Genomic DNA, 24,881 nt, shown 5'->3' with positions numbered 1-24,881 from the left:
GCTCATTAAACAACCCGGCTCAATAATTCGCTCATTCTTTTAAAAGCGGCGCAAATTCCCTGTAGCCGAAGCCTCCACCGGGAGTCGAAATATGCAGCGTTCCATTGCCACCGTGTCCTTGAGCGGTACCCTGCCGGAAAAACTTGAAGCCATCGCCGCCGCCGGTTTCGACGGGGTGGAGATTTTCGAGAATGACCTTCTCTACTACGACGGCAGTCCGCGGGAAATTAAACAGATGTGCGCCGATCTCGGGATCGCGATCACGCTGTTTCAACCCTTCCGGGATTTCGAGGGTTGCCGCCGCGACCGCCTGCCGCGCAACCTGGAGCGGGCCGAGCGCAAGTTCGACCTGATGCAGGAACTGGGCACGGACCTGGTGCTGGTGTGCAGCAACGCCTCGGCCGACGCCATCGGTGACGAACAGATTCTGATCGACGACTTGCGCCTGCTGGCCGAGCACGCCGGTGCTCGTGGTTTGCGGATCGGCTACGAAGCGCTGGCCTGGGGCCGCCACGTGAACACTTATCAACAGGTGTGGAACATCGTCCGTCAGGCCGATCACCCAAACCTCGGCGTATTGCTGGACAGCTTTCACACGCTGTCACTCAAGGGTGACCCGAGCGCGATTGCCGAGATTCCCGGCGACAAGATTTTCTTCGTGCAAATGGCCGACGCGCCGATCCTGGCCATGGACGTGCTGGAGTGGAGCCGGCATTTCCGCTGTTTCCCCGGCCAGGGCGAATTCGATCTGCCGGGTTTCCTCGCGCCGATCATCAAGAGCGGTTACACCGGGCCGTTGTCGCTGGAGATCTTCAACGATGGCTTCCGCGCCGCGCCGCCACGGGCCAATGCCGCCGACGGTTTGCGCTCGTTGCTGTACCTGGAGGAGAAAACCCGCGAACGTCTGGCACAGGAAGCCACGCCACCGGCCACTGTCGACATTCTGTTCGAGACGCCCAAGGCCAGCGAGTACAACGGCATCGAGTTTCTTGAATTCGCCGTGGACGAAAGCCTTGGCGCCAAGCTGTCCCATTGGCTGGAACGGCTGGGTTTCGTCAAGGCCGGCCAGCATCGTTCCAAGAGCGTGAGCCTGCTGCGTCAGGGTGATATCAACCTGATCCTCAACTCCGAGCCTTACTCGTTCGCCCACAGTTTTTTCGAAGCTCACGGCCCCTCGCTGTGCGCCACTGCCGTGCGGGTCAAGGACAGCGCCAGTGCGCTGGCCCGGGCCGTGGCCTATAAAGGTCAGCCGTATCGCGGGCTGGTTGGCCCCAATGAACTGGAACTCGCCGCGGTGCGCGCGCCGGATGGCAGTCTGATTTATCTGGTGGACCAGGACGCCGATGTCTACGGCACCGACTTCAATCTGCAACCCGCCGCCATGGCCAGTGGCGGCCTCAAGCGCATCGACCACATGGCCATGGCGCTGCCGGCCGACAGCCTCGACAGTTGGGTGCTGTTCTATAAAAGCCTGCTGGATTTCGAAGCCGACGATGAAGTAGTGCTGCCTGACCCGTACGGTCTGGTAAAGAGTCGGGCGCTGCGCAGCCGGGACAGTTCGATCCGCTTGCCGCTGAACATTTCCGAGAACCGCAACACCGCGATCTCACACGCGCTGTCGAGTTATCGCGGCTCCGGCGTGCATCACATCGCCTTCGATTGCGACGACATCTTTGCCGAAGTCAGCCGGGCCAAGGAGGCGGGCGTACCGCTGCTGGATATCCCGCTCAATTACTACGATGACCTCGCCGCGCGGTTCGATTTCGACGACGAGTTCCTCAGCGAACTGGCCTATTACAACGTGCTCTACGACCGCGATGCCCTGGGTGGCGAGCTGTTCCATGTGTATACCGAGCCGTTTGAAGGACGCTTCTTCTTCGAGATCATCCAGCGCAAGAACGGTTACGCAGGTTACGGCGCAGCCAATGTCGCGGTGCGACTGGCGGCGATGGCCAAGTCTCGAAGCGGTGCCGTACGTCAGGCAAAGTTGTAGGAAAATCGTAAACACGGGTACAAACCGCCGCCGCACGGCTTCCTTCACTGTGCGGCGCGGCCCATAATCGCCAACCTGTGCAGTGATGGCCGTGAGCCCGCAATGACGATAACTTCAGAACTCTCCGCAGCGCCCGACGAGCCGATTGTCGAGCCGCGCAAGAGTCGCAAGAACAACCCGGAAAAGACCCGCGAGAACATCCTTCAAGAGGCGATTGTCGAGTTCGTCCAGCAGGGACTTTCCGGCGCTCGCGTCGATGCGATTGCCGAGCGCATCCACACCTCAAAACGCATGATCTATTACTACTTCGGCAGTAAGGAACAGCTCTACATCGAGGTGCTGGAGAAACTCTACGGCGATATCCGCAGCACTGAAAACCGTCTGCACCTGACCGAACTGGCTCCTGTCGAGGCTATTCGGCGGCTGGTGGAATTCACTTTCGACCACCATGATCACAACGTCGACTTTGTGCGTATCGTCAGCATCGAGAACATTCACAACGCTGAATACGTGAAGCGCTCCGATGCGATCAAGGCGATGAACAACACCATCCTCGATTCACTGGGCGAGATTTTGCGTCGCGGTGCTGAGGAAGGTGTGTTCCGTTCGGGGCTCGAGCCTTTGGATGTGCATTTGCTGATCAGCTCGTTCTGCTTCTATCGCGTGTCGAACCGCCATACCTTCGGAGAGATCTTTCAGATCGACTTGCCGGACGAAAGCATCAAGCAGCGTCATCGCGAGATGATTTGCGAGTCGGTTTTGCGCTATCTGCAGGCCTGATGTGGGGTGAGGGGATTGCCCCCTCGCCACATTCGTTCAGCCATTCATGCTCTGAAAATGTTCCAGCATCCGCTGCGCATCCGGCACCACGCCGCTGAACAACTCAAACGCCTTCACCGCCTGAAACACTGCCATGTTGCCGCCATCCAGCGTGCGGCAACCCAACGCGCGGGCATTTCGCAGCAGTTCGGTTTCCAGCGGGAAGTAAACAATCTCCGCCACCCACAACTCACCTCGAAGCAGCTCCGCCGGCACTGGCATGCCCGGCAGTTTTTTCATGCCCATGGGGGTGGTGTTTACCAGACCGTCAGCCTGGGCCAGGGTGCTCGGCAAGTCATGGCCCGCCACAGCCCGGCCGACGCCGAAATGTTGATTGAGATTGTCCGCCAGGCTCTGGGCACGGCTGATCTCCACGTCGAAAATGTTCAGCAGCTGTACGCCTTCACTCAATAGGGCATGGGCCACTGCCGCGCCAGCGCCACCGGCGCCCATTTGCACGACGCGCTCAAGGGCAACACCCTTCAAGCCACGACGAAAACCCTCGGCGAACCCCAGGCAATCGGTGTTGTGGCCGATGCGTTTGCCGTCCTTCAACACCACCGTGTTCACCGCCCCAATGCCGCGGGCTTCTGGTGATAACTCGTCGAGCAGCGGGATGATCGTCTGCTTGCACGGAAAGGTGATGTTCAGGCCGGTGAAGTTCATCCGCTCGGCGGCCATCAGCAGGTCGGGCAGGGCGCTGCTGTCGAGTTTCAACGGGTCCAGATCGATCAGGCGATAGAGGTAACGCAAACCCTGGGCATCGCCTTCATGCTCGTGCAGCGCCGGGGTGCGAGAAGCCTGGATGCCGGCGCCGATCAGTCCGGCCAGCACAGCGTTGTTCTGAGTCACGGCGTTCACCCCTTCAAACGTTGGCTGAAATGCTCCAGCGCCAGACGATAGCCGTGGCTACCGAAACCGGCCATCACCGCCGTGGCGATAGCCGACACAAAAGAGTGGTGGCGGAAGGGCTCGCGGGCATGAACGTTGGACAGGTGGACTTCGATCACCGGCAATTCGCTGGCGACCAACGCATCGCGGATCGCGACCGAGGTGTGGGTCCAGGCGGCCGGGTTGATGACGATCCCGGCGCAACGGCCGCGCGCGGCGTGAATCCAGTCGAGCAGTTCGCCTTCATGATTGGTCTGGCGAAACTCCACCGCCAGGCCGAACTCTTCGGCGGCACGACCGCACAACGCTGAGATGTCGGCCAGGGTTTCGTGGCCGTAAGTCGCCGGTTCACGGGTGCCGAGCAGGTTCAGATTCGGGCCGTTGAGCACCAGAACGATAGGGGGCATCGGGGTCTCTCCACTTATTGTTTTTGGCATTGGCCGAGGGTTCAGCCTGTGGAGATAAATTGTACTAGCTGGTTAATTTGGTCAATTGTAGAGGCGGTTCTCAGGGTTAATGTGTGCGGTGATCGGACGGTTTCGGCTTTTCAGCGGGGCAGATGCTCCACCAGAAAATCGATAAACGCCCTCAATCGCAACGGCATATGGCGAGTTTGCGGGTAGAGCAGGGTGAACGGTCGCGAGCGCCCACCATAAGGCTTGAGCACTTCCACCAGCGAGCCATCGGCCAGTTCGTTTTCGACGATGAAGCGATAGGTCTGGAACAGTCCCGCCCCGTGTTTGGCCAGGGTCACGCCGCCCAGTACGTCGTCGGAACAACTGAGATTGCCCTCGGCCAGAATCTCCCGATGCACGCCATTGTCGTTGAACAGCCAGGCAATCCGCCGACCGCTGCTGGGCAATTCGTACTGGATGCACTCGTGCTGTTTAAGATCATCCAGCGTGTGTGGAATGCCCGCGTGCTTGAGGTAGTCAGGACTGGCAATCATCACCAGCGCGGCGTCTTCCAACTGTCGGGCGATCAGGCCGGAATCCGGAATCGCCCGCACGCGGATCGCCATGTCATAGCCTTCACCGACGAAATCGATGTTGCGATTGCTGATGTGCGACTCGACCTTCACCGCTGGAAAGCGTGCCCGAAATGCCGGCAGCAGCGGCAGAATCCGGTGATGGGCATAGGTGGTGGGAATGCTGATGCGCAAGGTGCCGGAAGGCTGTTGCTGCTGGCCCATGACCTCGCGCTGGGCCTCGACCAGTTGCGCCAGCGCCTGACGACATTCCTCGTAATACCGCCGACCACTGTCGGTCAGTTTGACGCTGCGGGTGGTGCGGGCGAACAACCGCACGCCCAAGCGTTCCTCCATACGCGACACCGAACGGCTCACGGCTGCGGGCGTCACACCAGCCACCAGCGCGGCGGCGGTAAAGCTGCCAGCCTCGGCAGCCAGACAAAACAGTTCGATGCTGCCCAGCTGAAGATCGTCGAATTGTCGCTGCATGATTGATTACACCGGGGATCAAATGAAGGACTGAATTTCACCACCATTTTTGTGGCGGCGGTGAAAGGATTGCTTACCAATTTTCGCCGTTATCCGTCGGCCTGATAAGAGCCTGAGCACTAGGCTCAATGGCGGATGGCTGATCGAAAGCTCAGCGCCAGTTATCGGATTTTCCAGGGAATGTCGGGTCTTCGGGCTCATTAACCTAACGGATGGGTTAGCATGAGATTATTCAGCTACAAAGGGTTTTCAATGGTGATCATGTTGCGCGATGAGCACTGCCCGCCGCATGCACATGTGGATGCCGGAACCTGGAGTGCGCGCTTCAAATTCAGCTTCTGGCACAACAGTGTCGAACTGTGGGACGTGGTTCCTCATTCTCGCAGGCCACCTGTGGCGGTGCTGGAAGGGTTGCGTCACGCACTCGGACAACCCGCACATTTGCGCCGCGCTCGGTGTATCTGGTGGGACAAGCTGCACACGGTCTGCCTCGATCATCAGATATGGGACTGGCAAACCAGCGAAGTCGTGGTGGTAAAAAGGGTCGCCAGTACGACCTGCATGATTGGCTCGGCTTGCTATGAGCCCGAGACGAACAAGACCCTACTGGCGCTGATGGGCGTTCCGGAGGGCGTGGAGATCGAACTATGAAAACGATAACAGCAAAAATGTTGGTGGATCGGCCCGTAACCGAAGCCGTGCTGGATGAAGCCATCCAGCGTGGCCAAATGCGCCACAAAGGCGGTCTGCGGGCGACTTCGGTGACCTTTGTGGAACCGTGCCTGGCGGTCAATTTCATTGATGGCAGTGGCGTGCTGTTGCCCGTGCAGCACTATCCGGAGTTCGATGATTTCGACGTCGAGGATTTCGCAGACCTGAAAGTCGGCTTTTCCGGGACAGCCCTTTGCCACGAGGGCAAGGATCTGCAGGTCTCCATCGCCGGGATGGTTTCGGCCAGCAAGCCGCTGATGGATATGGCCGCGTCGGTCATCGCCTCGCGTAATGGTCGCCAAAGCAGCGCCGCCAAAGCAGAGGCTGCACGGGCGAATGGCCGTAAGGGCGGGCGTCCGTGCAAGACAGATATCACCCTTTAAGCAAGCACAAAAAAGCCGTCGTGATGACGGCTGATTTGTATCTGGTACTGACAATTACCGGCGGGTCAACAACACCCCGGATTCCATGTGATGGGTCCACGGGAACTGGTCGAACATTGCGCATCGGGTGATGCGATGGGTGTCGTGCAACTGGGCGATGTTGGCCGCCAGGGTTTCCGGGTTGCAGGAGATGTAGAGGATGTTGTCGAAGCGACGGGTCAGCTCGCAGGTGTCCGGATCCATGCCGGCGCGAGGCGGATCGACGAAGACGCTACCGAACTCGTAGCTCTTCAGATCGATACCGTGCAGACGACGGAACGGACGAACTTCGTTCAGGGCTTCGGTCAGCTCCTCGGCGGACAAACGCACCAGGGTAACGTTATCCACAGCGTTTTCGCTGAGATTGCTCAACGCGGCATTGACCGACGCCTTGCTGATTTCGGTGGCCAGCACTTTGCGCACGCGCGTCGCGAGCGGCAATGTGAAGTTGCCGTTGCCGCAATACAGCTCCAGCAAATCGTCGGAGCGATCGCCGAGTGAGTCGTAAGCCCAGTTGAGCATCTTCTGGTTCACGGTGCCGTTGGGCTGGGTGAACGCGCCTTCCGGCTGGCGATAGCTGAAGGTGCGACCGCCGACGTCCATCTGCTCGACTACGTAATCGTGACCGATCACTTCGCGTTTGCCCTTGGAGCGGCCGATGATGCTGACGTTCAGGTCGGTGGCCAGTTTCGACGCCGCCGTGTGCCAGTGCTCGTCCAGCGGGCGGTGATAGCACAGCGTGATCATCGCATCGCCGGCCAGGGTGGTCAGAAACTCCACCTGGAACAGCTTGTGGCTCAGGGCCGCACTGGCTTGCCATGCCGCTTTCAGCTGCGGCATCAACTCGTTGATGCGCAGGCTGGCAATCGGGAACTCTTCGATCAGGATCGGCGTGCGTTTGTCTTCCTGGGAAAACATCGCGTAGTGACGCTCGCCGGCTTCGCGCCACAGGCGGAATTCGGCGCGCAGGCGGAAGTTTTTCAGCGGCGAGTCGAATACCGCAGGTTCTGGCGCACCGAACGGGGCCAACAGGTCACGCAGGCGCGTGACCTTCTCTTCGAGTTGAACGGCGTAAGCTTGGGAATCAAAAGTCATGCGTTGAACCAACCCAACTTGATCACGAACAGAATCGACAGAATCACCAGTGCCGAGTTCAGTTCACGGCCGCGGCCGGACAGTAGCTTGATCGCGGTCCAGGAGATGAAACCGAAGGCGATGCCGTTGGCGATGGAATAAGTGAACGGCATGGCCAGAGCAGTGACCACGACCGGTGCGGCGACGGTGATGTCGTCCCAGTCTATTTCGGCCAGGCCGGATGTCATCAATACTGCGACGAACAGCAGTGCAGGCGCGGTAGCAAAGGGTGGAACGCTGGCCGCCAATGGCGAGAAAAACAGCGCCAACAGGAACAGGATCGCCACGACAACAGCGGTCAGGCCGGTGCGGCCGCCGGCACTCACGCCGGCTGCGGATTCGATGTAGCTGGTGGTGGTCGAGGTGCCCAGCAGCGAACCAGCCATGGCCGCGGTACTGTCGGCGATCAGGGCGCGGCCCATTTTCGGCATGTGGCCGTCCTTGCCCATCAGGCCTGCGCGCTTGGCGACGCCGATCAGGGTGCCGGAGTTGTCGAACAGGTCGACGAACAGGAAGGCGAAGATCACGCTGACCAGGCCGATGTCCAGGGCGCCCTTGATGTCCAGTTGCAGGAAGGTCGGGGCCAACGACGGCGGCATCGACATCACGCCGCCGAACGCGGTGAAGCCCATCACGATCGAAGCGATGGTCACTGCCAGAATGCCGATCAATACCGCGCCGCGCACTTTCAGCGCTTCAAGCGCCACGATCAGGGCAAAGCCGAGGGTCGCGAGGATCGGGGCCGGTTGTTTCAAATCGCCGAGGCCGACCATGGTGGCCGGGTTGCTCACCACGATGCCCGCGTTATGCAGGGCGATCAGGGCCAGGAACAGGCCGATACCGGCGGCAATCGCCGAACGCAGCGGCAACGGGATGCTGTTGATGATCCATTCGCGGATGCGGAAGATTGACAGCAGGAAGAAGCACACGGCCGAGATGAACACTGCGCCCAGCGCCACTTGCCAGGTGTGGCCCATGTGCAGGACCACGGTGTAAGTGAAGAAGGCATTCAAGCCCATGCCCGGCGCGAGAGCGATCGGGTAGTTGGCGATCAGGCCCATTACCGTGGAGCCGATGGCGGCGGCCAGACACGTGGCGACGAACACCGCGCCCTTGTCCATGCCGGTCTCGCCGAGGATGCTCGGGTTGACGAACAGAATGTAGGCCATGGCCAAAAAGGTCGTGAAGCCCGCCAGAATCTCGGTCCGCACGTTGGTGTTGTGTGCCTTGAGTTGAAACAGCCTTTCCAGCATGTCTGCTCCCCGTGGCGCGCCAGGCGCCGTGAATGTATCGACCTCAACAGCAAAGCACAGACCGCTGATGGCGCCTGGTAATTTTCTGTGGGTCGGAAAAAGCCGCGCATCATACCAGCAGCGTGGGGCTATGGCTGCTTATGGCTGCGATCGTCGTCGATGTTTTGCGGAAAAGCCAAGTGCGCCATACTGCGCGCTCGTTTTGGGGGTACTTATGTATTGCATGAATAAACGTCTGATTGCCGTATTCGGAGTGTCGATCGCCATGTTCCTGGGGGCACACACCGCCTCGGCCGCATCGGCGGCGCCGCTGAGTCAGGTGAAGGTACTCAAGGTCGAGTCGCCGGCCTGCGGCTTTGAAGACATCGCGCAGGGGCAAGAACAAACCCGCTGCAATCACAGCGGACCGAACATCAAGGTCTACGTGCTGGAAGTTGGTTACGGTCGTAGCGCGCATGTCGGGCTGGATGGTTTTGAGGTGAACGGCACCCGGACGCCGGTCTGTGCGTTTGATAACGGTAATCTGACCGACTGCACCGTCGGGAAAAAAACCGTCGGCTATCTGTATGTCTTCGATCTGGCGGGTAAACAGGAAGGCACGTTCACCTTCAGCAACACGTCGATCAACGCGCCCGGCAATACGCTGTCGACGCAGCTTTACATCAAGTAACGGCGAGCTCGAACAAGGGTCAGGAAAGCTGACTACGCTTTAAAGATCATCCTGTGGACTGCGCCCATGACCTTTAGAGCTCTGATTACCCTCGCCGAGGGCATCGATGACCTGCAAGCAGTGACCCTGATCGATGTGCTGCGCCGTGCCAAGGTTGAAGTGGTGGTGGCCAGCATCGAGGGGCGGCGCATGCTCACCTGCGCGCGCGGCACCCGAGTGACGTCCGATGCGATGCTGGTGGACGTGCTGGCACAGCCGTTCGACCTGATCGTCCTGCCCGGCGGTGCCGTGGGGGCGCAACATCTGGCGGCGCATCAACCCCTGCAACAATTGATCAAGGATCAGGTGGCGGCCGGGCGCCTGTTCGCCGGCATCGCCGAGGCCCCGGCGCTGGCGCTGCAAGCCTTTGGCGTACTGCGTCAGCGGCGCATGACCTGCCTGCCATCGGCCAGCCATCAACTGTTGGGGTGCAACTTCGTCGATCAACCGGTGGTGGTCGATGGCAACTGCATCACTGCCCAAGGTTCAGGGGCGGCGTTGCAATTCGCCCTGACGCTGGTGGAACAACTCTGCGGCAAAGCCAGGCGAGCGGCGGTGGCGGGGGAGTTGGTGGTCTAGAGAGTGCCCCGGACAAACTGCTTCAAGCCTTCACTTCTTCCACCGGCACATGCATTCGGTCGCGGTTAGCCAGGGTCGGGAACAGTTTGATCCACGCCCCGGTCACCACCAACGTACCAATACCGCCCATGACCACCGCTGGCACGGTGCCGAACCAGTGGGCGGTCAAGCCTGATTCAAACTCGCCCAACTGGTTCGAAGCGCCGATGAACAGACCGTTCACGGCACTGACCCGGCCGCGCATTTCATCCGGGGTTTCCAGTTGCACAAAGGAGGCGCGGATCACCATGCTGATCATGTCCGCCGCGCCCAACACCACCAACACCGCCAGGGAAAACCAGAACGAGGTCGACAGGCCGAACGCAATGGTCGCAACGCCGAATACACCCACTGCGGTGAACATGACCCGTCCGACGTTGCGCTCCACGGCAAATCTCGCCAGGTACAGCGACATCAGCAGCGCACCCACTGCCGGCGCTGAACGCAGCAGGCCCAGGCCCCAAGGGCCGGTCAGCAAGATGTCCTTGGCGAACACCGGCAGCAACGCCGTCGCGCCACCGAGCAATACCGCAAACAGATCCAGAGAAATCGCCCCGAGAATGTCCGGACGACTACGAATGAAGCGGATGCCCGCCAGCAGCGAATCCAGGGTTGCTTTGCCCTTGTTCAGCGGTGTCTGCCGTGCAGGCAGGTTGAGCATCAGCATGCAGGCGATGATGTAGAGGATCACCGTCGGGCCGTAGACCCAGACGCTGCCGAAGGCGTAAAGCAGCCCACCGAGGGCCGGGGCAACGATAGTCGCCGATTGTTGTGCGGATTGGGCGGCGGCGACCGCGCGGGGGAACAGCGCGCTGGGCACGATGCTCGGCAACAGGGCCTGGGTGGTCGGCATCTCGAAGGAGCGGGCGGCACCGAGCAGGAACGCGAGGATGAAGATCATCTCCCGGGTGACATTGTCGGTCGCGCTGCCGATGGCCAGCGACAGGGCGATCAATGCTTGCAGGGACTGACAGATAGCCGCGACCTTGCGCCGGTCATAGCGGTCCGCGACATGCCCGGTGTGCAGCATGAACAGCACTCGCGGGGCAAACTCCACCAGACCGACCAGGCCCAGGTCGAGCACATTACCGGTCAGTTGGTAGAGGTTCCAGCCAATGGCTACCGTGAGCATCTGGAAACCACTGGCGGTAAACACCCGAGCCAGCCAAAACGCGATAAATGGGCGGTGATGACGTAACAGCAAGGGCGCTTGGCTGGGCATCTGAGGGCCGGTCTTGAGCGAGGGAGGGTCGAGATTATCACCAAGCTGTAACGAAAAGTTGCAGGGCTGGGAAATTTCGTTAGCTAGACACCGATATGCCTGGCCCGCATCGGTGAGGCAACCTGTCACGCGGCAAAAGACCACACCGTCCATCGTCAAAAATGGGACTACTCTTTTAACGTTGCTTGATCCAGATCAAGACCGCTCGTGGAATTGATCCGGCGGCCAGATGGCCAGACTCCCTACGTTGTGATGTTTGTAAAAAAAGAACGAATTCAAATTCGCCACACTCCATATCCGTGGGGGCAGTGGGTGTAGGCCACAAGCCTTCAGCCGGTATTACCTGACAGAGGAAGACTTATGTTCGGTTTGGAGGCACTTGATCTCGCCCGGATGCAGTTCGCGTTCACCATTTCGTTTCACATTCTATTTCCCGCCATCACCATTGGCCTGGCGAGTTACCTGGCGGTGCTCGAAGGCCTGTGGCTGAAAACCCATAACGACACGTACCGCGATCTGTACCACTTCTGGTCGAAGATCTTTGCCGTCAACTTCGGCATGGGCGTGGTCTCCGGGCTGGTCATGGCCTATCAGTTCGGCACCAACTGGAGCCGTTTCTCGGACTTTGCCGGCTCGGTGACCGGGCCACTGCTGACGTACGAAGTACTCACTGCTTTCTTCCTTGAAGCCGGTTTTCTCGGTGTCATGCTGTTCGGCTGGAACAAGGTCGGGCGCAATCTGCACTTCTTCGCTACGGTCATGGTTGCCATCGGCACCTTGATCTCGACCTTCTGGATTCTCGCTTCCAACAGCTGGATGCAAACACCGCAGGGCTATGAAATCGTCAATGGCCAGGTGATTCCGGTGGACTGGCTGGCAGTGATCTTCAACCCGTCGTTCCCGTACCGCCTGATGCACATGGCGACGGCGGCGTTCGTTGCGACTGCCTTCTTCGTCGGCTCCTCGGCGGCCTGGCATTTGCTGCGTGGCAAGGACAACCCGGCGATCCGCACCATGCTCTCGATGGCCATGTGGATGGCCTTGATCGTGGCGCCGATTCAAGCGGTCATCGGTGACTTCCACGGGCTGAATACGCTTGAGCATCAGCCGGCGAAAATCGCCGCGATTGAAGGTCACTGGGAAAACCATGGCGATGAGCCAACCCCGCTGATCCTGTTCGGCTGGCCGGACATGAAAGAAGAGCGGACCAAATTCGCGGTAGAGATCCCGTACCTGGGCAGCCTGATCCTCACGCACTCGCTGGACAAACAGGTCCCGGCACTCAAGGAATTCCCGCCTGAAGATCGACCGAATTCGACCATCGTGTTCTGGTCGTTCCGGATCATGGTCGGGCTCGGCTTTCTGATGATCTTCACCGGTTTGTGGAGCCTGTGGCTGCGCAAACGCGACAAGCTGTATACCTCGCGGCCGTTCCTGTACCTGGCGTTGTGGATGGGGCCGTCCGGCCTGATCGCGATCCTCGCCGGTTGGTTCACCACTGAAATCGGCCGTCAGCCGTGGGTCGTCTATGGCCTGATGCGCACGGCAGATGCGTCCTCCAATCACAGCTTCATGCAGATGAGCATCACGTTGATCATGTTCGTCGTGGTCTATTTCGCGCTGTTCGGTGCCGGTCTGGGCTACATGATGCGCTTGGTGCGCAAAGGGCCGAAGATCGACGAAGGCAAGGAAACCAATGAGGGTGGTCCTGGCCGGAAACGCACGCCGGCCCGTCCGATGTCCGCCGCCGATGACAACGGTGACGGCGACAACAGCCCCAGCCTGACCAAGGAGATTTGACTCATGGGTATTGATCTTCCGCTGATCTGGGCCGTGATCATCATCTTCGGCATCATGATGTACGTGGTCATGGACGGTTTCGATTTGGGGATCGGGATTCTCTTCCCGTTCATTCCGGGCAAGACCGACCGTGACGTGATGATGAACACTGTCGCGCCGGTCTGGGACGGTAACGAAACCTGGCTGGTGCTGGGGGGCGCGGCGTTGTTCGGGGCCTTCCCGCTGGCCTATTCGGTGGTGCTCTCGGCGTTGTACCTGCCGCTGATTTTTATGCTGATCGGGCTGATCTTCCGTGGCGTGGCCTTCGAGTTCCGCTTCAAGGCCAGGGACGACAAGCGCCATCTCTGGGACAAAGCGTTCATCGGTGGCTCGGTCGCCGCCACCTTTTTCCAGGGCGTGGCGTTGGGTGCGTTCATCGATGGGTTGCCGGTGGTCAATCGCCAATTTGCCGGTGGCTCACTGGACTGGTTGACGCCGTTCACCCTGTTCTGCGGCCTGGCGCTGGTGGTGGCTTATGCGCTGCTCGGTTGCACCTGGCTGATCATGAAGACCGAAGGCAAATTGCAGGAGCAGATGCATGACCTGGCTCGACCGCTGGCTTTCGTGGTGTTGGCAGTGATCGGTATCGTCAGCATCTGGACCCCGCTGGCCCATGCCGAGATTGCCGCTCGCTGGTTCACCCTGCCGAACCTGTTCTGGTTCCTGCCGGTGCCGATTCTGGTGCTGGTGACCATGTACGGTCTGATCCGAGCGGTGGCTCGCAATGCGCACTACACGCCATTCCTGCTGACGCTGGTGCTGATCTTCCTCGGCTACAGTGGTTTGGGCATCAGCCTGTGGCCGAACATCGTGCCGCCGTCGATCTCGATCTGGGACGCCGCCGCACCGCCGCAAAGCCAGGGCTTCATGCTGGTGGGCACGCTGTTCATCATCCCGTTCATCCTGGGTTACACCTTCTGGAGCTACTACGTGTTCCGCGGCAAGGTCACCCACGAAGATGGCTATCACTAGAACGCGCGACAGTGGCGCAGGGCTGATACCTGCGCCATTTCTTCAGAGGAGATTGCGATGAAGGCGGGTAAACATTCCTTGCAGGAAATCGAAGCAGCAGAGAAAAAGCCGCTCTGGCAGCGACTCGGCTGGCTGGCGATGATCTGGACCGGCAGCGTGGTGGCGCTGTTCATCGTGGCCAGCCTGATGCGCATGTTCATGAATGCCGCGGGCCTGACGACCCACTGATTTTTTGCACCTGATCCCATCCCGTTGCCTTGCGGCACGGATTTACAACCCTCCAATTGTAGGAGGGTTTTTTTTGCCTTGGATTATTTTCGGGCTTTAAGGATCACGAACTTGGGTGTGGCCGCCACTTGCTCGACGCCGCGGAACAACCGCGCGAGCTTGCTGTGATAACCCAGATGACGGTTGCCGACGATGTACAACGCGCCACCCACGACCAGAGCCTCTCGGGCCTGCTGGAACATGCGCCAGGCCAGGAAGTCGCCGACGACTTGTTGTTGATGAAACGGAGGGTTGCACAACACCACGTCCAGAGACTGAGGTTCCTGACCCGCCAAACCATCACCGGCACGTACAATCACTTCCCGATCACCCAGCGCCGCGCGCCAGTTTTCGGCTGCCGATTGCACGGCCATGAACGACTCGTCCACGAGCGTGTAGTGGGCCTCGGGGTTTTGCAGGGCGCTGGCGATGGCCAAAACTCCGTTGCCACAACCGAGGTCGGCAACCCGCGCTGAGCCGAGGCTCTTTGGCAGGTGCGGCAAAAACGCTCGCGTGCCGATGTCCAGGCCTTCGCGGCAGAACACATTGGCGTGATTCAGCAATTCGATCTCAGGTGCGTCGAGTCGATAGCGGGTCGGGTAGGGGGACACGACAGGCGCTTTGACTTCAGCGGTCGCGACCAATAGCCGAGCCTTCTTCACCGCCAACGAGGCTTGCACCGGGCCGATGTAGCGTTCCAGCAGATCGCCCGCGGCGCGGGGCAAATGCTTGATCATCGCCGCAGCAATCACCTGAGCCCCCGGCGCCAGTTGACCCTGCAAGCGAATAAGTTGTTCTTCCAGCAAGGCGAGGGTTTTCGGGACCCGGATCAGTACCCGGTCGAAAGGGCCTGAAAAGGGTTCACTGGCCGGTATGCTTGGCACCGCATCAAATGCTTGGCCATTACGGATCAGATTTTTTTCCAGTCCCTGAAAGGCCAGGAACGAGTCACCGCTGCTGGTCACTTGAACCTTGCCCGCCAGGCTGGCGGCCAATGCGCCAAAGCTGTCGTTGAGCACCAAAACCCGAGTGTCGGCCGAGGGCTGTTGGTCAGCCAGATGGGTGAGCAGGTATTCGTCTGCGGCATCAAATGCCTGCAGCGGTTCGTTCTGCTGTTCGGGCTGGCGGATCAGGTCGAGTCGGGCGAAGGGTGTTTCGAGCAAGGGCATGAGGCGGGGCTCTGGGTAATCAACGGGGTCATCAACAGGTGTCCCGCGGCCCAAGGGCGTTGTAGCGGGCGTGACCGTCCGAGTGCACTGCGTCGTGAAGGTTCACACGTCAACACTCAAGAAGGACCGCAAATGGTACGTTTTTTTCTTTTGGATTACTTGCAGGTTTTTTGGGTCAACGCATTGCGCTGCTATTTAGAAAACCGTCCTTGGTGGCGGCGATGACTGCGGAAATCTTGTTATTGACCCCCAGTTTCAGAATCGCGCTTTGAACATGAAAATTGACCGTGCGTGCGCTGAGATTGAGGATTCTGGCACTCTCATACGCAGTCTTGCCATCAGCTGCCAGTTTCAACACATCGATCTCGCGGGGGGACAAATGCGGCACGGGTGGCTTGGTCGATTTCCTGGGCAGTGTCTGTGCGATCAGCGCATGCAGATGGCGCCCGATGAACACCGAAAAACCGAGATTTTCATACAGCTCAAACGCAGTGATCGGGCAATGGCTTCTGGCCAGGCTCAGAATGCTGCAAACACCACTGTCCTCGTCATGGACCGATTGTGACCAGCCGTGCTGCAATCCTTGTTTCTCAAGCGCATCCCACAAGCACGGGGTCTTGGAGAAAAGTTCTTCGCTCCAAAGGACAGGCAATCTGGAGTGATTGCAGTGAGCCACTACTGGGTCTGTCGCGCCGAAATTTTTTTGTTCATATTCAATGTTCCAGTCCGTAGGGTAGTTATTGAGCTGGACTGTATTAAAGTGGTCAGTTTTTGTTTGGTATGTTGTTGAAAAGGCAAAAAATTTAAAGCCTATATTTTTCGCGAAACCCAGTGAAATCCGGTAGGCAATATCAATCTCCGTTGTTCGCGATAATTGGTTGAGTTGTGATTCCTTCCACCTCTCCATTATGTCTCTCCAGGTGTGATGTTACTTGGGGGGTGCCTTTTTGGATCCAAGATCTGGCACGAGCCGAGTGTAGGATGTTTCCTATGTTCGTGTGAGACTTTTTGGCTTTGTTTGCGATTTTTAAGCAAGTATCTGGTTCTAACGTTATGGAGTACTGGCATAGATAACGAAATGTCTGACTTACTTTAATCAGCCTTGGATTTGTGCGTTAACTGGGTAGTTAATGTTAAGTCGTATTATGAAGTTGATGTGAATGGGTCCCTGGCTAAAGCCACTACAAATCACCGGTGTTTAATCACTCCGCTTTGCGGGACACTGTGGCTATCTGTTGAATGGAGCACCCCATGACCGCCAGTGCAGAAAAATTCACTCGCCAGAGCTTGCTCGACGTCCAGTCGCTGACCCCCAGTCTGTTCACCCTGCGGACCACCCGGGATCCTGGTTTTCGCTTTCGTGCAGGGCAATTCGCCCGGCTGGGCGTTACCAAGGCTGACGGCAGCACCGTATGGCGCGCCTATTCCATGGTGTCGTCGCCCTATGACGAGTTCCTCGAATTCTTTTCCATTGTGGTGCCAGGGGGGGAGTTCACCAGTGAGCTGAGTCGGCTGGGAGTCGGTGATACGCTGCTGGTCGAGCGTCAGGCCTTTGGTTACCTGACGCTGGATCGCTTTGTCGACGGCCGTGATCTCTGGTTGTTATCCACAGGCACCGGCCTGGCACCGTTTCTGTCGATCCTGCAGGACTTCGAGGTCTGGGAGAAATTCGAACGAATCATCCTGGTCTACAGCGTGCGCGAAGCCCGGGAGCTGGCTTATCAGGACCTCGTCAGCGGGTTGGCCCAGCGCGACTATTTAGCGGAGTTTGCGCACAAGCTGCAGTTCATCACCACGGTCACGCGCGAGCAGCATCATGGCGCTCTGAGCGGCCGGATCACTGCGCTGATCGAAAATGGCGAGCTGGAGCGGGCGGCAGGCCTGGCGCTGACGGCCGAGCACTCGAGGGTCATGCTCTGCGGCAATCCGCAGATGATCGATGACTCGCGCAAATTGCTCAAACAGCGCCACATGCACTTGAGCCTCAGTCGCCGACCCGGGCAAGTGGCGGTGGAAAACTACTGGTAAAAAAAACGGCGCCTCAAGGGCGCCGTTTCTTGTTTGACTAACGCGTTCAGGGCCGATTGTTCTGAGCCTTGAGCAGATCGCGGATCTCTTCCAGCAGCTCTTCTTCTTTGGTCGGAACCGGCGGCAGCGTTGGCGCAACGGCCTCTTCGCGTTTGAGGCGGTTGATGGCTTTGACGCCCATGAAGATCGCGAAGGCGACGATGATGAAGTCAATCAGGCTCTGGATGAATTTGCCGTATGCCAGCACTACCGCCGGAATATTGCCGTTGGCTGCTTTGAGCGTGACGGCCAGGTCACTGAAGTCTACCCCCCCGATCAGCAGGCCAATGGGTGGCATCACCACGTCGCCGACAAACGATGAAACGATCTTGCCGAAGGCGGCGCCGATGATGATACCGACGGCCATGTCGACCACGTTACCTTTGACCGCGAAGGCCTTGAACTCACTTATCACGCCCATAGGTTATTTCCTTGTTACAGATGAGGTTGGTGAATGCAGTGTAAATCAGCATGATGCATCCCGCTCGAAACAACTGCTTACAGAGCTTGCCTGCTACCGACCTTCTCGGCGATAAAAAGTTTGAAAATGCCATCACTCTTGCTCGGGGTGGCAGCTTTGGACTGGGGCCTCCAGTGCACCCGCAGGACATTTTATCCGTCGATCACTCGCCTCACTGAGTGGAGAGAGGTGCAGGATAAAACTATAGAAAGTAGGGGCAGTCGCACTGGGTTGATGCAAGTCAACGTGAGGTACGTCAAGTTTTTAAATTAATGGTTTGCAGGGTGTAAAGACTCGCGCCTAAAACAAATTACCTGTGCTAAATATCCGAAGGCCATTATATTGCCATTGGCTTGGTTGTTCATGTTGTAAGTTTGGCTTAACAGTTAGGTTGTACGTTCAGGTTTTAAATGGCTAAGATTTGTACAGGTTTCGATTTTTGTTTCATTGGGCAAGACTAGTATTTGGTTGGGTATGTTGGGGCGGGAAGTTGTACAGGTTTTTATAATTAGTAATGCGGTTGATATATTCCAGGGGCTGAGAAAGTTGCTGCCGAAGATCCGCTGGGTAACTTCGCCGCGCTGATCCGCACCAGCTGAGCTATCATCGCGGTTTTTGCCGGGAGTTCAGATGGCCAAGGCCAAGCGCATGTACGGCTGCACCGAGTGTGGCTCAACCTTCCCCAAGTGGGCTGGCCAGTGCGGCGAGTGCGGGGCCTGGAACACCCTGACTGAAACCATGGTGGAGAGCGGTGGCGCCGCAGCCCCCAGCGGTCGCACCGGCTGGACCGGTCAACAGGCACAGATCAAGACCCTGGCCGAAGTCAGCGTCGAAGAAATCCCGCGTTTTTCCACAGCGTCCAGCGAGCTCGATCGGGTGTTGGGTGGCGGCCTGGTGGATGGCTCGGTGGTGTTGATCGGCGGTGATCCGGGGATCGGCAAATCGACCATTCTGCTGCAAACCTTGTGCAACCTCGCCAAAGTCATGCCGGCGCTGTACGTCACCGGCGAAGAATCCCAGCAGCAAGTGGCCATGCGCGCCCGCCGCCTCGGTTTGCCTCAGGATCAACTGCGGGTGATGACCGAAACCTGCATCGAGACCATCATCGCCACGGCCCGGCAGGAAAAACCCAAGGTGATGGTGATCGACTCGATCCAGACGATCTTCACCGAACAACTGCAATCGGCACCGGGCGGCGTGTCCCAGGTCAGGGAAAGCGCTGCGTTGTTGGTGCGCTATGCCAAGCAGAGCGGCACGGCCATTTTCCTGGTCGGTCACGTGACGAAAGAAGGTGCGTTGGCGGGACCGCGAGTGCTGGAGCACATGGTCGACACGGTGCTGTATTTCGAAGGCGAATCCGATGGGCGCTTGCGTTTGCTGCGGGCGGTGAAGAACCGTTTCGGCGCCGTCAACGAACTGGGCGTATTCGGTATGACCGACAAGGGGCTGAAAGAAGTCTCCAACCCTTCGGCGATTTTTCTCACCCGTGCGCAGGAAGAAGTGCCGGGCAGTGTGGTCATGGCGACGTGGGAAGGGACGCGGCCGATGCTGGTGGAAGTCCAGGCGCTGGTGGACGACAGTCACCTGGCCAATCCACGTCGGGTAACGCTGGGGCTGGACCAGAATCGACTGGCGATGTTGTTGGCCGTGCTGCACCGTCACGGCGGCATTCCGACCCACGATCAGGATGTGTTTCTCAACGTGGTTGGCGGGGTGAAGGTGCTGGAAACAGCCTCCGATCTGGCGCTGATGGCAGCGGTCATGTCCAGTTTGCGCAACCGGCCACTGCCCCATGATCTGCTGGTATTCGGCGAAGTCGGGCTTTCCGGCGAAGTACGCCCGGTGCCGAGCGGCCAGGAACGCTTGAAAGAAGCCGCCAAACACGGCTTCAAACGCGCCATCGTGCCCAAGGGCAATGCGCCTAAAGAAGCGCCGCCGGGGTTGCAGATTATTGCTGTAACGCGTCTGGAGCAGGCGTTGGACGCCCTCTTCGAATAACTTTCAGGTCGATACAAAACCTGTGGGAGCGAGCCTGCTCGCGATAGCAGTATGTCAGTCGACTTAAATGTTGAATGTCAGACCGTATTCGCGAGCAGGCTCGCTCCCACATGAGTATGGGATTGGCCTTCAGACTTCGATCAGTGCCCCCAACTCCCGTTCGAGCTCCTGCGAGTCGCCCAGGTTGAGTTCAACCAATCGCCGCAGGCGTTCGATGGATTCCAGGCTGATATGTCGGCAGACGAAGCCGAGCTGACCATGATCATCGTGGGTCAGTTGCACATCCATCTTGATGGCGACGTCCTCGTTGAGATGAATATCGACCAGGAAATGCCACTCCCGATTCCCCAGCCACGGTTCGGGCTTTTCGATTAACAGTCCCTTGAGGGACAGGTCGATCAACTTCACCGGCCAGATGAATTCCCCTTGACTCAGCTCGGTTCGGGCATCGAACGCAATACGTTTGAAGCGGCGGCGATCGGCAGGGTGCTCGCTCATGGCGCAATCCTCGTAAATGTCCGCTGACTATAGACCCGCATTGTCAAAGGCTGCCAGCAAAGTGATGGCTCACCCCATGGCGGGGGATGGCCTTTGCGGCCGTTAGCGCTAAACTCGGGATGGCTGTCTTTCTTGTCCACCCTGGCTGGAATCATAAAATGAAAAATAATAATAGCCTGCTACGCCACCTACCCTGGCTGCTGCTGGCAATCGTAGGGGCGTGCGCCCTTGGTGTAGTGGCATTGCGCCGAGGCGAGGCGATCAACGCCTTGTGGATTGTGGTCGCCGCTGTGGCCATCTATCTGGTTGCGTATCGTTACTACAGTCTGTTCATCGCTAACAATGTGATGCAGCTCGACCCGCGACGGGCCACCCCCGCCGTGCTCAACAATGACGGTCTGGACTACGTCCCCACCAACAAACACATCCTCTTCGGTCACCACTTCGCCGCCATCGCTGGCGCAGGGCCGCTGGTCGGTCCGGTCCTGGCGGCGCAGATGGGTTACCTGCCCGGTACGTTGTGGCTGATTGCCGGCGTGGTGTTGGCCGGTGCCGTTCAGGACTTCATGGTCCTGTTCATGTCCACCCGCCGCAATGGCCGTTCCCTCGGCGACATGGTTCGTGAGGAAATGGGCCGCATTCCCGGGACCATTGCGCTATTTGGCTGCTTCCTGATCATGATCATCATCCTCGCGGTGCTGGCGCTGATCGTTGTGAAAGCCCTGGCCGAAAGCCCGTGGGGGATTTTCACGGTGATGGCGACCATCCCGATCGCGATGTTCATGGGCATTTACATGCGGTACATCCGCCCGGGTCGCATCGGTGAAATCTCCGTTGTCGGTGTGCTGTTGCTGCTGGGTTCGATCTGGCTCGGCGGGCAGATTGCCGCTGATCCGGTCTGGGCCAAGGCGTTCAGCTTCACTGGCGTGCAGATTACGTGGATGCTGGTCGGTTACGGTTTCGTGGCCGCCTCGTTACCGGTCTGGCTGATTCTGGCGCCGCGCGACTACCTGTCGACCTTTCTGAAAATCGGCACCATCGTGGCGCTGGCGATCGGCATCCTGATCACCATGCCTGAGCTGAAAATGCCGGCGCTGACCCAGTTCATCGACGGCACGGGGCCGGTGTGGAAGGGCGGTCTGTTCCCGTTCCTGTTCATCACCATCGCCTGTGGCGCGGTTTCCGGTTTCCACGCGCTGATTGCTTCCGGCACCACGCCGAAGCTGCTGGATAATGAAACCAACGCCCGTTACATCGGTTACGGCGGCATGCTGATGGAATCTTTCGTCGCCATCATGGCCATGGTTGCTGCGTCGGTAATCGAGCCGGGCGTGTATTTCGCCATGAACAGCCCGGCGGCAGTCGTCGGCGGTGATGTGGTGGCCGTGGCACAAACCGTCAGCAGCTGGGGCTTTGCGATTACCCCGGAAGCGCTGCAAGCGGTGGCCAAGGACATCGGTGAAACCACGATCCTGGCCCGTGCTGGCGGTGCGCCGACCCTGGCGGTTGGTATCGCGCAGATCCTGCACAGTGTCCTGCCGGGTGAAAACACCATGGCGTTCTGGTACCACTTCGCAATTCTGTTCGAAGCGCTGTTCATCCTGACCGCCGTCGACGCCGGTACCCGTGCCGGACGTTTCATGCTGCAGGACTTGCTCGGTTCCTTCGTGCCAGCGCTGAAACGCACCGAGTCCTGGACCGCCAACCTGATCGCGACCGCCGGTTGCGTGGCGATGTGGGGTTGGTTGCTGTACCAGGGCGTGATCGATCCGCTGGGTGGCATCAACACCTTGTGGCCGCTGTTCGGTATCTCCAACCAGATGCTCGCCGGTATCGCGCTGATGCTCGGCACCGTTGTGCTGATCAAAATGAAACGCCAGCGCTACGTCTGGGTCACCATGCTGCCAGCGGTGTGGTTGCTGATCTGCACCACCACTGCCGGCTTCATCAAGCTGTTCGATGCCAACCCGGCGATCGGCTTCCTGTCGCTGGCCAAGAAGTACAGCGATGCGCTGGCCAACGGTCAGATCCTCGCCCCGGCCAAGGACATTACGCAGATGCAACACGTGATCTTCAACGCCTACACCAACGCAACGCTGACGGCGCTGTTCCTGTTCGTGGTATTCAGTATCCTGTTCTATGCGCTCAAGGTCGGTATTTCCGCCTGGGGCAGCAAGGAACGTACGGATAAAGAAGCGCCATTCCAGGCTCTGCCGGATGCGTAATCGAGGATTGCAGCATGTTCAATGACCTGAGTCGCCTCGGTAAATACCTCGGTCAGGCCGCGCGCCTGATGGTCGGGATGCCCGACTACGACACCTACGTCGAGCACATGCAAACCAAACACCCGGACAAACCGGTGATGACCTACGAGATGTTCTTTCGGGAACGTCAGGAAGCTCGTTACGGCGGCAAGGGTGGGCCGAAGTGCTGTTGAAGCAACAGACTGGCTGATGCAATCCCTGTGGGAGCGGGCTTGCTCGCGAAAGCGGTGTGTCATTCAACGTTAATGTCGACTGACACGACCTCTTCGCGAGCAAGCCCGCTCCCACATTTGTTTTGTGTTGTTTTTTAACTTTGTGAAACAGGAGAACCCGTTTGTCCTCTCCCATCCCGGTAACAATCCTCAGTGGCTTTCTCGGCGCGGGAAAAACCACGCTGCTGCGCTACCTGCTCAAAGCCGAACACGGCCTGAAAATCGCCGTGATCGAGAACGAATTCAGTGACGCCGGAATCGACACCCAACTGTTGGGCGACGAACCGGTGCAAGTGATGACGCTGTCCAATGGCTGCGTCTGCTGCACCATCCACACTGACCTGACCAAGGCTTTGTACCTGCTGCTCGAACGCCTGGACAGCGGCGAAATCGCCTTCGACCGTCTGGTGATCGAATGCACCGGCCTGGCCGACCCGGCACCGGTGGCCCAAACCTTTTTCATCGATGAAGAGCTGCGCGAACGCTACATCCTCGACGGCATCATTACCCTGGTCGATGCGGCACACGCTGACACCCACCTGACTCAAACCATCGCCCAGGCGCAGATCGGTTTCGCCGACCGCTTACTGGTGAGCAAGCGCGATCTGGTGGACGAGGCGACCTTTACCGCGCTGAGCGAGCGCCTGACCCGCATCAACCGTCGCGCGCCGATCCGCGTGGTCGAGCACGGCAAGATCGATCTGGCCGAATTGCTCGACGTGCGCGGCTTCAATCTCAATGCCGACCTGGGTGGCGGCGTCAGCCTGCGCCCAGTGAGCAAAGCGCCGTCCATCGACCGCATTTCCAGCCTGGTGCTGCGCACCGACAAGCCGCTGGATATCGACAAACTCAGCGAGTTCATGAACGAACTGCTGGAGGACCATGGCAAGCAATTGCTGCGCTACAAAGGCGTGTTGAACATCCTTGGCGAGCCGCGGCGCATGGTGTTTCAGGGGGTGTTGAAGTTATACGGATTTGATTGGGACACGGAGTGGGCCGACGATGAAACGCGCGAAAGCGTGATCGTGTTCATTGCCGATGATTTGCCGGAAGAGAAGATTCGTGAGGGGTTTGCGCGGGTCGCGGCGGAGTAAGCCCGATATTTCAGCGGGCCTGATGCCGCCATCGCGAGCAGGCTCGCTCCCACATTTGAAATGCATTCACCTGTGGGAGCGAGCCTGCTCGCGAAGGCAATCTAACCGGCAACACGATTCTGGCTGACTACCGATCCAGAGTTCAGCAGTGCCTGCTCAAGATGATCCAGATGCCGGGTCATCAACATCTCGGCCGCCGTAGCATCCCCACGCTCCACTGCATCAACAATTGCGGCATGCGCCTGCCACGTGCAATAGCCCTCCACCTGCGGATCAAACTGCGCAATCGCCAGCGAAGTCAGCGGTACCAGAGTGCCGAGAAAATGCGCCAACGGTGCGTTCCCCGCCATTTCAGCCAGTTGCAGATGAAATTCCCCAGACAGTCGGATTGCCGGACCACGCGCCGTGCATTGGCGTTCGCTGTCGATCAAGGCACGCAGGCGTTTCAAGTCTTGCGGACGAGGTTGTCGGCAGGCCAGTCGAGCCAGTGTGATTTCTGTCAGTCGTCGGGCATGCAGCGTCTGCCGAGTCTGCTCGGCATCGGGCGCGGCGACTCGGGGACGATGATTGGTCCGAAGGATAATGATCTGCTGATGGGACAGCTGCGTCAGCGCGCTACGAATGTCACTGCGTCGAGCGCTGAACATCTGCGCCAGGCTGTCTTCAGTAAAGCGACTGGCTGCATGGATGCGCTGTTCGAGAATGGCATCGAATACCCGTGAGTAGAGATCATCCGCCGACGGCTTCCCGGTGTTCGCGCGCGGGAAGGGCAGGGCAGTGAGGGTTTGCGGTGAGGCGAAGCTGTTCATG

The 24,881-nt window shown here is 58.9% G+C and carries 25 protein-coding genes; 14 read left to right on the top strand and 11 right to left on the bottom strand.

The features are described from left to right. The first annotated feature begins 91 nt into the window (after positions 1-91). Together quiC and ACYZTZ_RS24035 are read left to right on the top strand one after the other, a co-directional pair. Positions 92-1,993 (top strand): 3-dehydroshikimate dehydratase QuiC, encoded by a 1,902-nt coding sequence (gene quiC, locus ACYZTZ_RS24040; RefSeq protein WP_461999909.1) that lies wholly within the window; start codon positions 92-94, stop codon positions 1,991-1,993. 102 nt (positions 1,994-2,095) lie between these two features. Further along, positions 2,096-2,773 (top strand): TetR/AcrR family transcriptional regulator, encoded by a 678-nt coding sequence (locus tag ACYZTZ_RS24035; RefSeq protein WP_461999908.1) that lies wholly within the window; start codon positions 2,096-2,098, stop codon positions 2,771-2,773. A 36-nt stretch (positions 2,774-2,809) separates the two neighbouring features. Here the strand turns inward: ACYZTZ_RS24035 and ACYZTZ_RS24030 are convergent, their stop codons facing one another. The 3 genes from ACYZTZ_RS24030 to ACYZTZ_RS24020 all read right to left on the bottom strand — a co-directional run bounded on the left by ACYZTZ_RS24030 (position 2,810) and on the right by ACYZTZ_RS24020 (position 5,162). Then, positions 2,810-3,664 carry a shikimate dehydrogenase gene (locus ACYZTZ_RS24030; RefSeq protein WP_461999907.1) on the bottom strand — a complete coding sequence of 285 codons (855 nt, stop codon included), beginning with the start codon at positions 3,662-3,664 and terminating at the stop codon, positions 2,810-2,812. A gap of 5 nt (positions 3,665-3,669) precedes the next feature. Beyond that, a complete protein-coding gene (aroQ, locus tag ACYZTZ_RS24025) occupies positions 3,670-4,110 on the bottom strand; it encodes a type II 3-dehydroquinate dehydratase (protein ID WP_008084592.1) in 441 nt (146 codons plus the stop codon). A 140-nt stretch (positions 4,111-4,250) separates the two neighbouring features. Then, positions 4,251-5,162 (bottom strand): LysR family transcriptional regulator, encoded by a 912-nt coding sequence (locus tag ACYZTZ_RS24020; protein ID WP_129441027.1) that lies wholly within the window; start codon positions 5,160-5,162, stop codon positions 4,251-4,253. A 222-nt stretch (positions 5,163-5,384) separates the two neighbouring features. Here ACYZTZ_RS24020 and ACYZTZ_RS24015 point away from each other — a divergent pair, with 222 nt between their 5' ends. Together ACYZTZ_RS24015 and ACYZTZ_RS24010 are read left to right on the top strand one after the other, a co-directional pair. Continuing rightward, on the top strand, positions 5,385-5,813 hold the full coding sequence (locus ACYZTZ_RS24015) for a hypothetical protein (RefSeq protein WP_056744643.1): 429 nt from the start codon (positions 5,385-5,387) through the stop codon (positions 5,811-5,813). Next, entirely contained in the window at positions 5,810-6,256 is a 447-nt protein-coding gene (locus ACYZTZ_RS24010; RefSeq protein ID WP_461999906.1) for a DUF2442 domain-containing protein, read from the top strand. Before ACYZTZ_RS24015 ends, ACYZTZ_RS24010 begins: the two co-directional genes overlap by 4 nt. Positions 6,257-6,310: 54 nt before the next feature. On the opposite strand, the gene trmA is transcribed toward ACYZTZ_RS24010, so the two are convergent. Both trmA and ACYZTZ_RS24000 read right to left on the bottom strand, forming a co-directional pair. Beyond that, positions 6,311-7,390, bottom strand: coding sequence for a tRNA (uridine(54)-C5)-methyltransferase TrmA (gene trmA / locus ACYZTZ_RS24005; RefSeq protein WP_461999905.1), 1,080 nt, complete (start codon positions 7,388-7,390; stop codon positions 6,311-6,313). Beyond that, positions 7,387-8,682, bottom strand: coding sequence for an NCS2 family permease (locus tag ACYZTZ_RS24000; protein ID WP_461999904.1), 1,296 nt, complete (start codon positions 8,680-8,682; stop codon positions 7,387-7,389). Before ACYZTZ_RS24000 ends, trmA begins: the two co-directional genes overlap by 4 nt. A gap of 214 nt (positions 8,683-8,896) precedes the next feature. On the opposite strand from ACYZTZ_RS24000, the gene ACYZTZ_RS23995 reads away from it, so the two are divergent. Continuing rightward, positions 8,897-9,352 (top strand): DUF4879 domain-containing protein, encoded by a 456-nt coding sequence (locus ACYZTZ_RS23995; protein WP_056744650.1) that lies wholly within the window; start codon positions 8,897-8,899, stop codon positions 9,350-9,352. A gap of 66 nt (positions 9,353-9,418) precedes the next feature. Further along, on the top strand, positions 9,419-9,970 hold the full coding sequence (locus tag ACYZTZ_RS23990; protein WP_056744652.1) for a DJ-1 family glyoxalase III: 552 nt from the start codon (positions 9,419-9,421) through the stop codon (positions 9,968-9,970). Positions 9,971-9,992: 22 nt separating this feature from the next. Here the strand turns inward: ACYZTZ_RS23990 and ACYZTZ_RS23985 are convergent, their stop codons facing one another. Then, the gene (locus tag ACYZTZ_RS23985; RefSeq protein WP_046048759.1) at positions 9,993-11,231 is read right to left on the bottom strand and encodes an MFS transporter; all 1,239 of its coding nucleotides are present in this window, start codon (positions 11,229-11,231) and stop codon (positions 9,993-9,995) included. A 360-nt stretch (positions 11,232-11,591) separates the two neighbouring features. On the opposite strand from ACYZTZ_RS23985, the gene ACYZTZ_RS23980 reads away from it, so the two are divergent. From ACYZTZ_RS23980 to ACYZTZ_RS23970, 3 genes are read left to right on the top strand one after another with little or no spacing between them, the layout of a single operon-like run. Further along, positions 11,592-13,031: a cytochrome ubiquinol oxidase subunit I gene (locus ACYZTZ_RS23980; protein WP_461999903.1), complete on the top strand. Its 1,440-nt coding sequence runs from the start codon at positions 11,592-11,594 to the stop codon at positions 13,029-13,031. A 3-nt stretch (positions 13,032-13,034) separates the two neighbouring features. Further along, positions 13,035-14,042 carry a cytochrome d ubiquinol oxidase subunit II gene (cydB, locus tag ACYZTZ_RS23975; RefSeq protein ID WP_046048761.1) on the top strand — a complete coding sequence of 336 codons (1,008 nt, stop codon included), beginning with the start codon at positions 13,035-13,037 and terminating at the stop codon, positions 14,040-14,042. A 57-nt stretch (positions 14,043-14,099) separates the two neighbouring features. Further along, entirely contained in the window at positions 14,100-14,270 is a 171-nt protein-coding gene (locus ACYZTZ_RS23970) for a DUF2474 domain-containing protein (RefSeq protein WP_082555883.1), read from the top strand. An 83-nt stretch (positions 14,271-14,353) separates the two neighbouring features. Here ACYZTZ_RS23970 and ACYZTZ_RS23965 read toward each other — a convergent pair whose 3' ends face one another. Together ACYZTZ_RS23965 and ACYZTZ_RS23960 are read right to left on the bottom strand one after the other, a co-directional pair. Further along, a complete protein-coding gene (locus tag ACYZTZ_RS23965; RefSeq protein WP_461999902.1) occupies positions 14,354-15,478 on the bottom strand; it encodes a methyltransferase in 1,125 nt (374 codons plus the stop codon). 175 nt (positions 15,479-15,653) lie between these two features. Next, entirely contained in the window at positions 15,654-16,385 is a 732-nt protein-coding gene (locus ACYZTZ_RS23960; RefSeq protein ID WP_461999901.1) for a helix-turn-helix transcriptional regulator, read from the bottom strand. Positions 16,386-16,729: 344 nt separating this feature from the next. Here ACYZTZ_RS23960 and ACYZTZ_RS23955 point away from each other — a divergent pair, with 344 nt between their 5' ends. Next, positions 16,730-17,506 carry a ferredoxin--NADP reductase gene (locus ACYZTZ_RS23955; RefSeq protein WP_461999900.1) on the top strand — a complete coding sequence of 259 codons (777 nt, stop codon included), beginning with the start codon at positions 16,730-16,732 and terminating at the stop codon, positions 17,504-17,506. Positions 17,507-17,552: 46 nt separating this feature from the next. Here the strand turns inward: ACYZTZ_RS23955 and mscL are convergent, their stop codons facing one another. Then, positions 17,553-17,966: a large-conductance mechanosensitive channel protein MscL gene (mscL, locus tag ACYZTZ_RS23950; protein WP_046048765.1), complete on the bottom strand. Its 414-nt coding sequence runs from the start codon at positions 17,964-17,966 to the stop codon at positions 17,553-17,555. A 669-nt stretch (positions 17,967-18,635) separates the two neighbouring features. Here mscL and radA point away from each other — a divergent pair. Beyond that, positions 18,636-20,003 carry a DNA repair protein RadA gene (gene radA / locus ACYZTZ_RS23945; protein WP_008149143.1) on the top strand — a complete coding sequence of 456 codons (1,368 nt, stop codon included), beginning with the start codon at positions 18,636-18,638 and terminating at the stop codon, positions 20,001-20,003. A gap of 129 nt (positions 20,004-20,132) precedes the next feature. Here the strand turns inward: radA and ACYZTZ_RS23940 are convergent, their stop codons facing one another. Then, the gene (locus tag ACYZTZ_RS23940) at positions 20,133-20,501 is read right to left on the bottom strand and encodes a PilZ domain-containing protein (RefSeq protein ID WP_461999899.1); all 369 of its coding nucleotides are present in this window, start codon (positions 20,499-20,501) and stop codon (positions 20,133-20,135) included. Between the two features lie 158 nt (positions 20,502-20,659). Between ACYZTZ_RS23940 and ACYZTZ_RS23935 the strand changes: the two genes are divergently transcribed. The 3 genes from ACYZTZ_RS23935 (at position 20,660) to yjiA (ending at position 24,071) form a co-directional block, all read left to right on the top strand. After that, complete coding sequence (locus ACYZTZ_RS23935; protein WP_461999898.1) at positions 20,660-22,726, top strand: carbon starvation CstA family protein; 2,067 nt, start codon at positions 20,660-20,662, stop codon at positions 22,724-22,726. A 14-nt stretch (positions 22,727-22,740) separates the two neighbouring features. After that, the gene (locus ACYZTZ_RS23930; RefSeq protein ID WP_461999897.1) at positions 22,741-22,938 is read left to right on the top strand and encodes a YbdD/YjiX family protein; all 198 of its coding nucleotides are present in this window, start codon (positions 22,741-22,743) and stop codon (positions 22,936-22,938) included. Positions 22,939-23,099: 161 nt separating this feature from the next. After that, positions 23,100-24,071, top strand: a complete 972-nt coding sequence (gene yjiA / locus ACYZTZ_RS23925; RefSeq protein ID WP_008154234.1) for a GTPase — start codon at positions 23,100-23,102, stop codon at positions 24,069-24,071. A 101-nt stretch (positions 24,072-24,172) separates the two neighbouring features. Here yjiA and ACYZTZ_RS23920 read toward each other — a convergent pair whose 3' ends face one another. Beyond that, entirely contained in the window at positions 24,173-24,880 is a 708-nt protein-coding gene (locus ACYZTZ_RS23920) for a GntR family transcriptional regulator (protein WP_461999896.1), read from the bottom strand. Position 24,881 lies beyond the last annotated feature (1 nt).

Source organism: Pseudomonas sp. LB3P58 (assembly GCF_054897895.1).
This window is presented reverse-complemented; position numbering and strand designations above follow the sequence as displayed.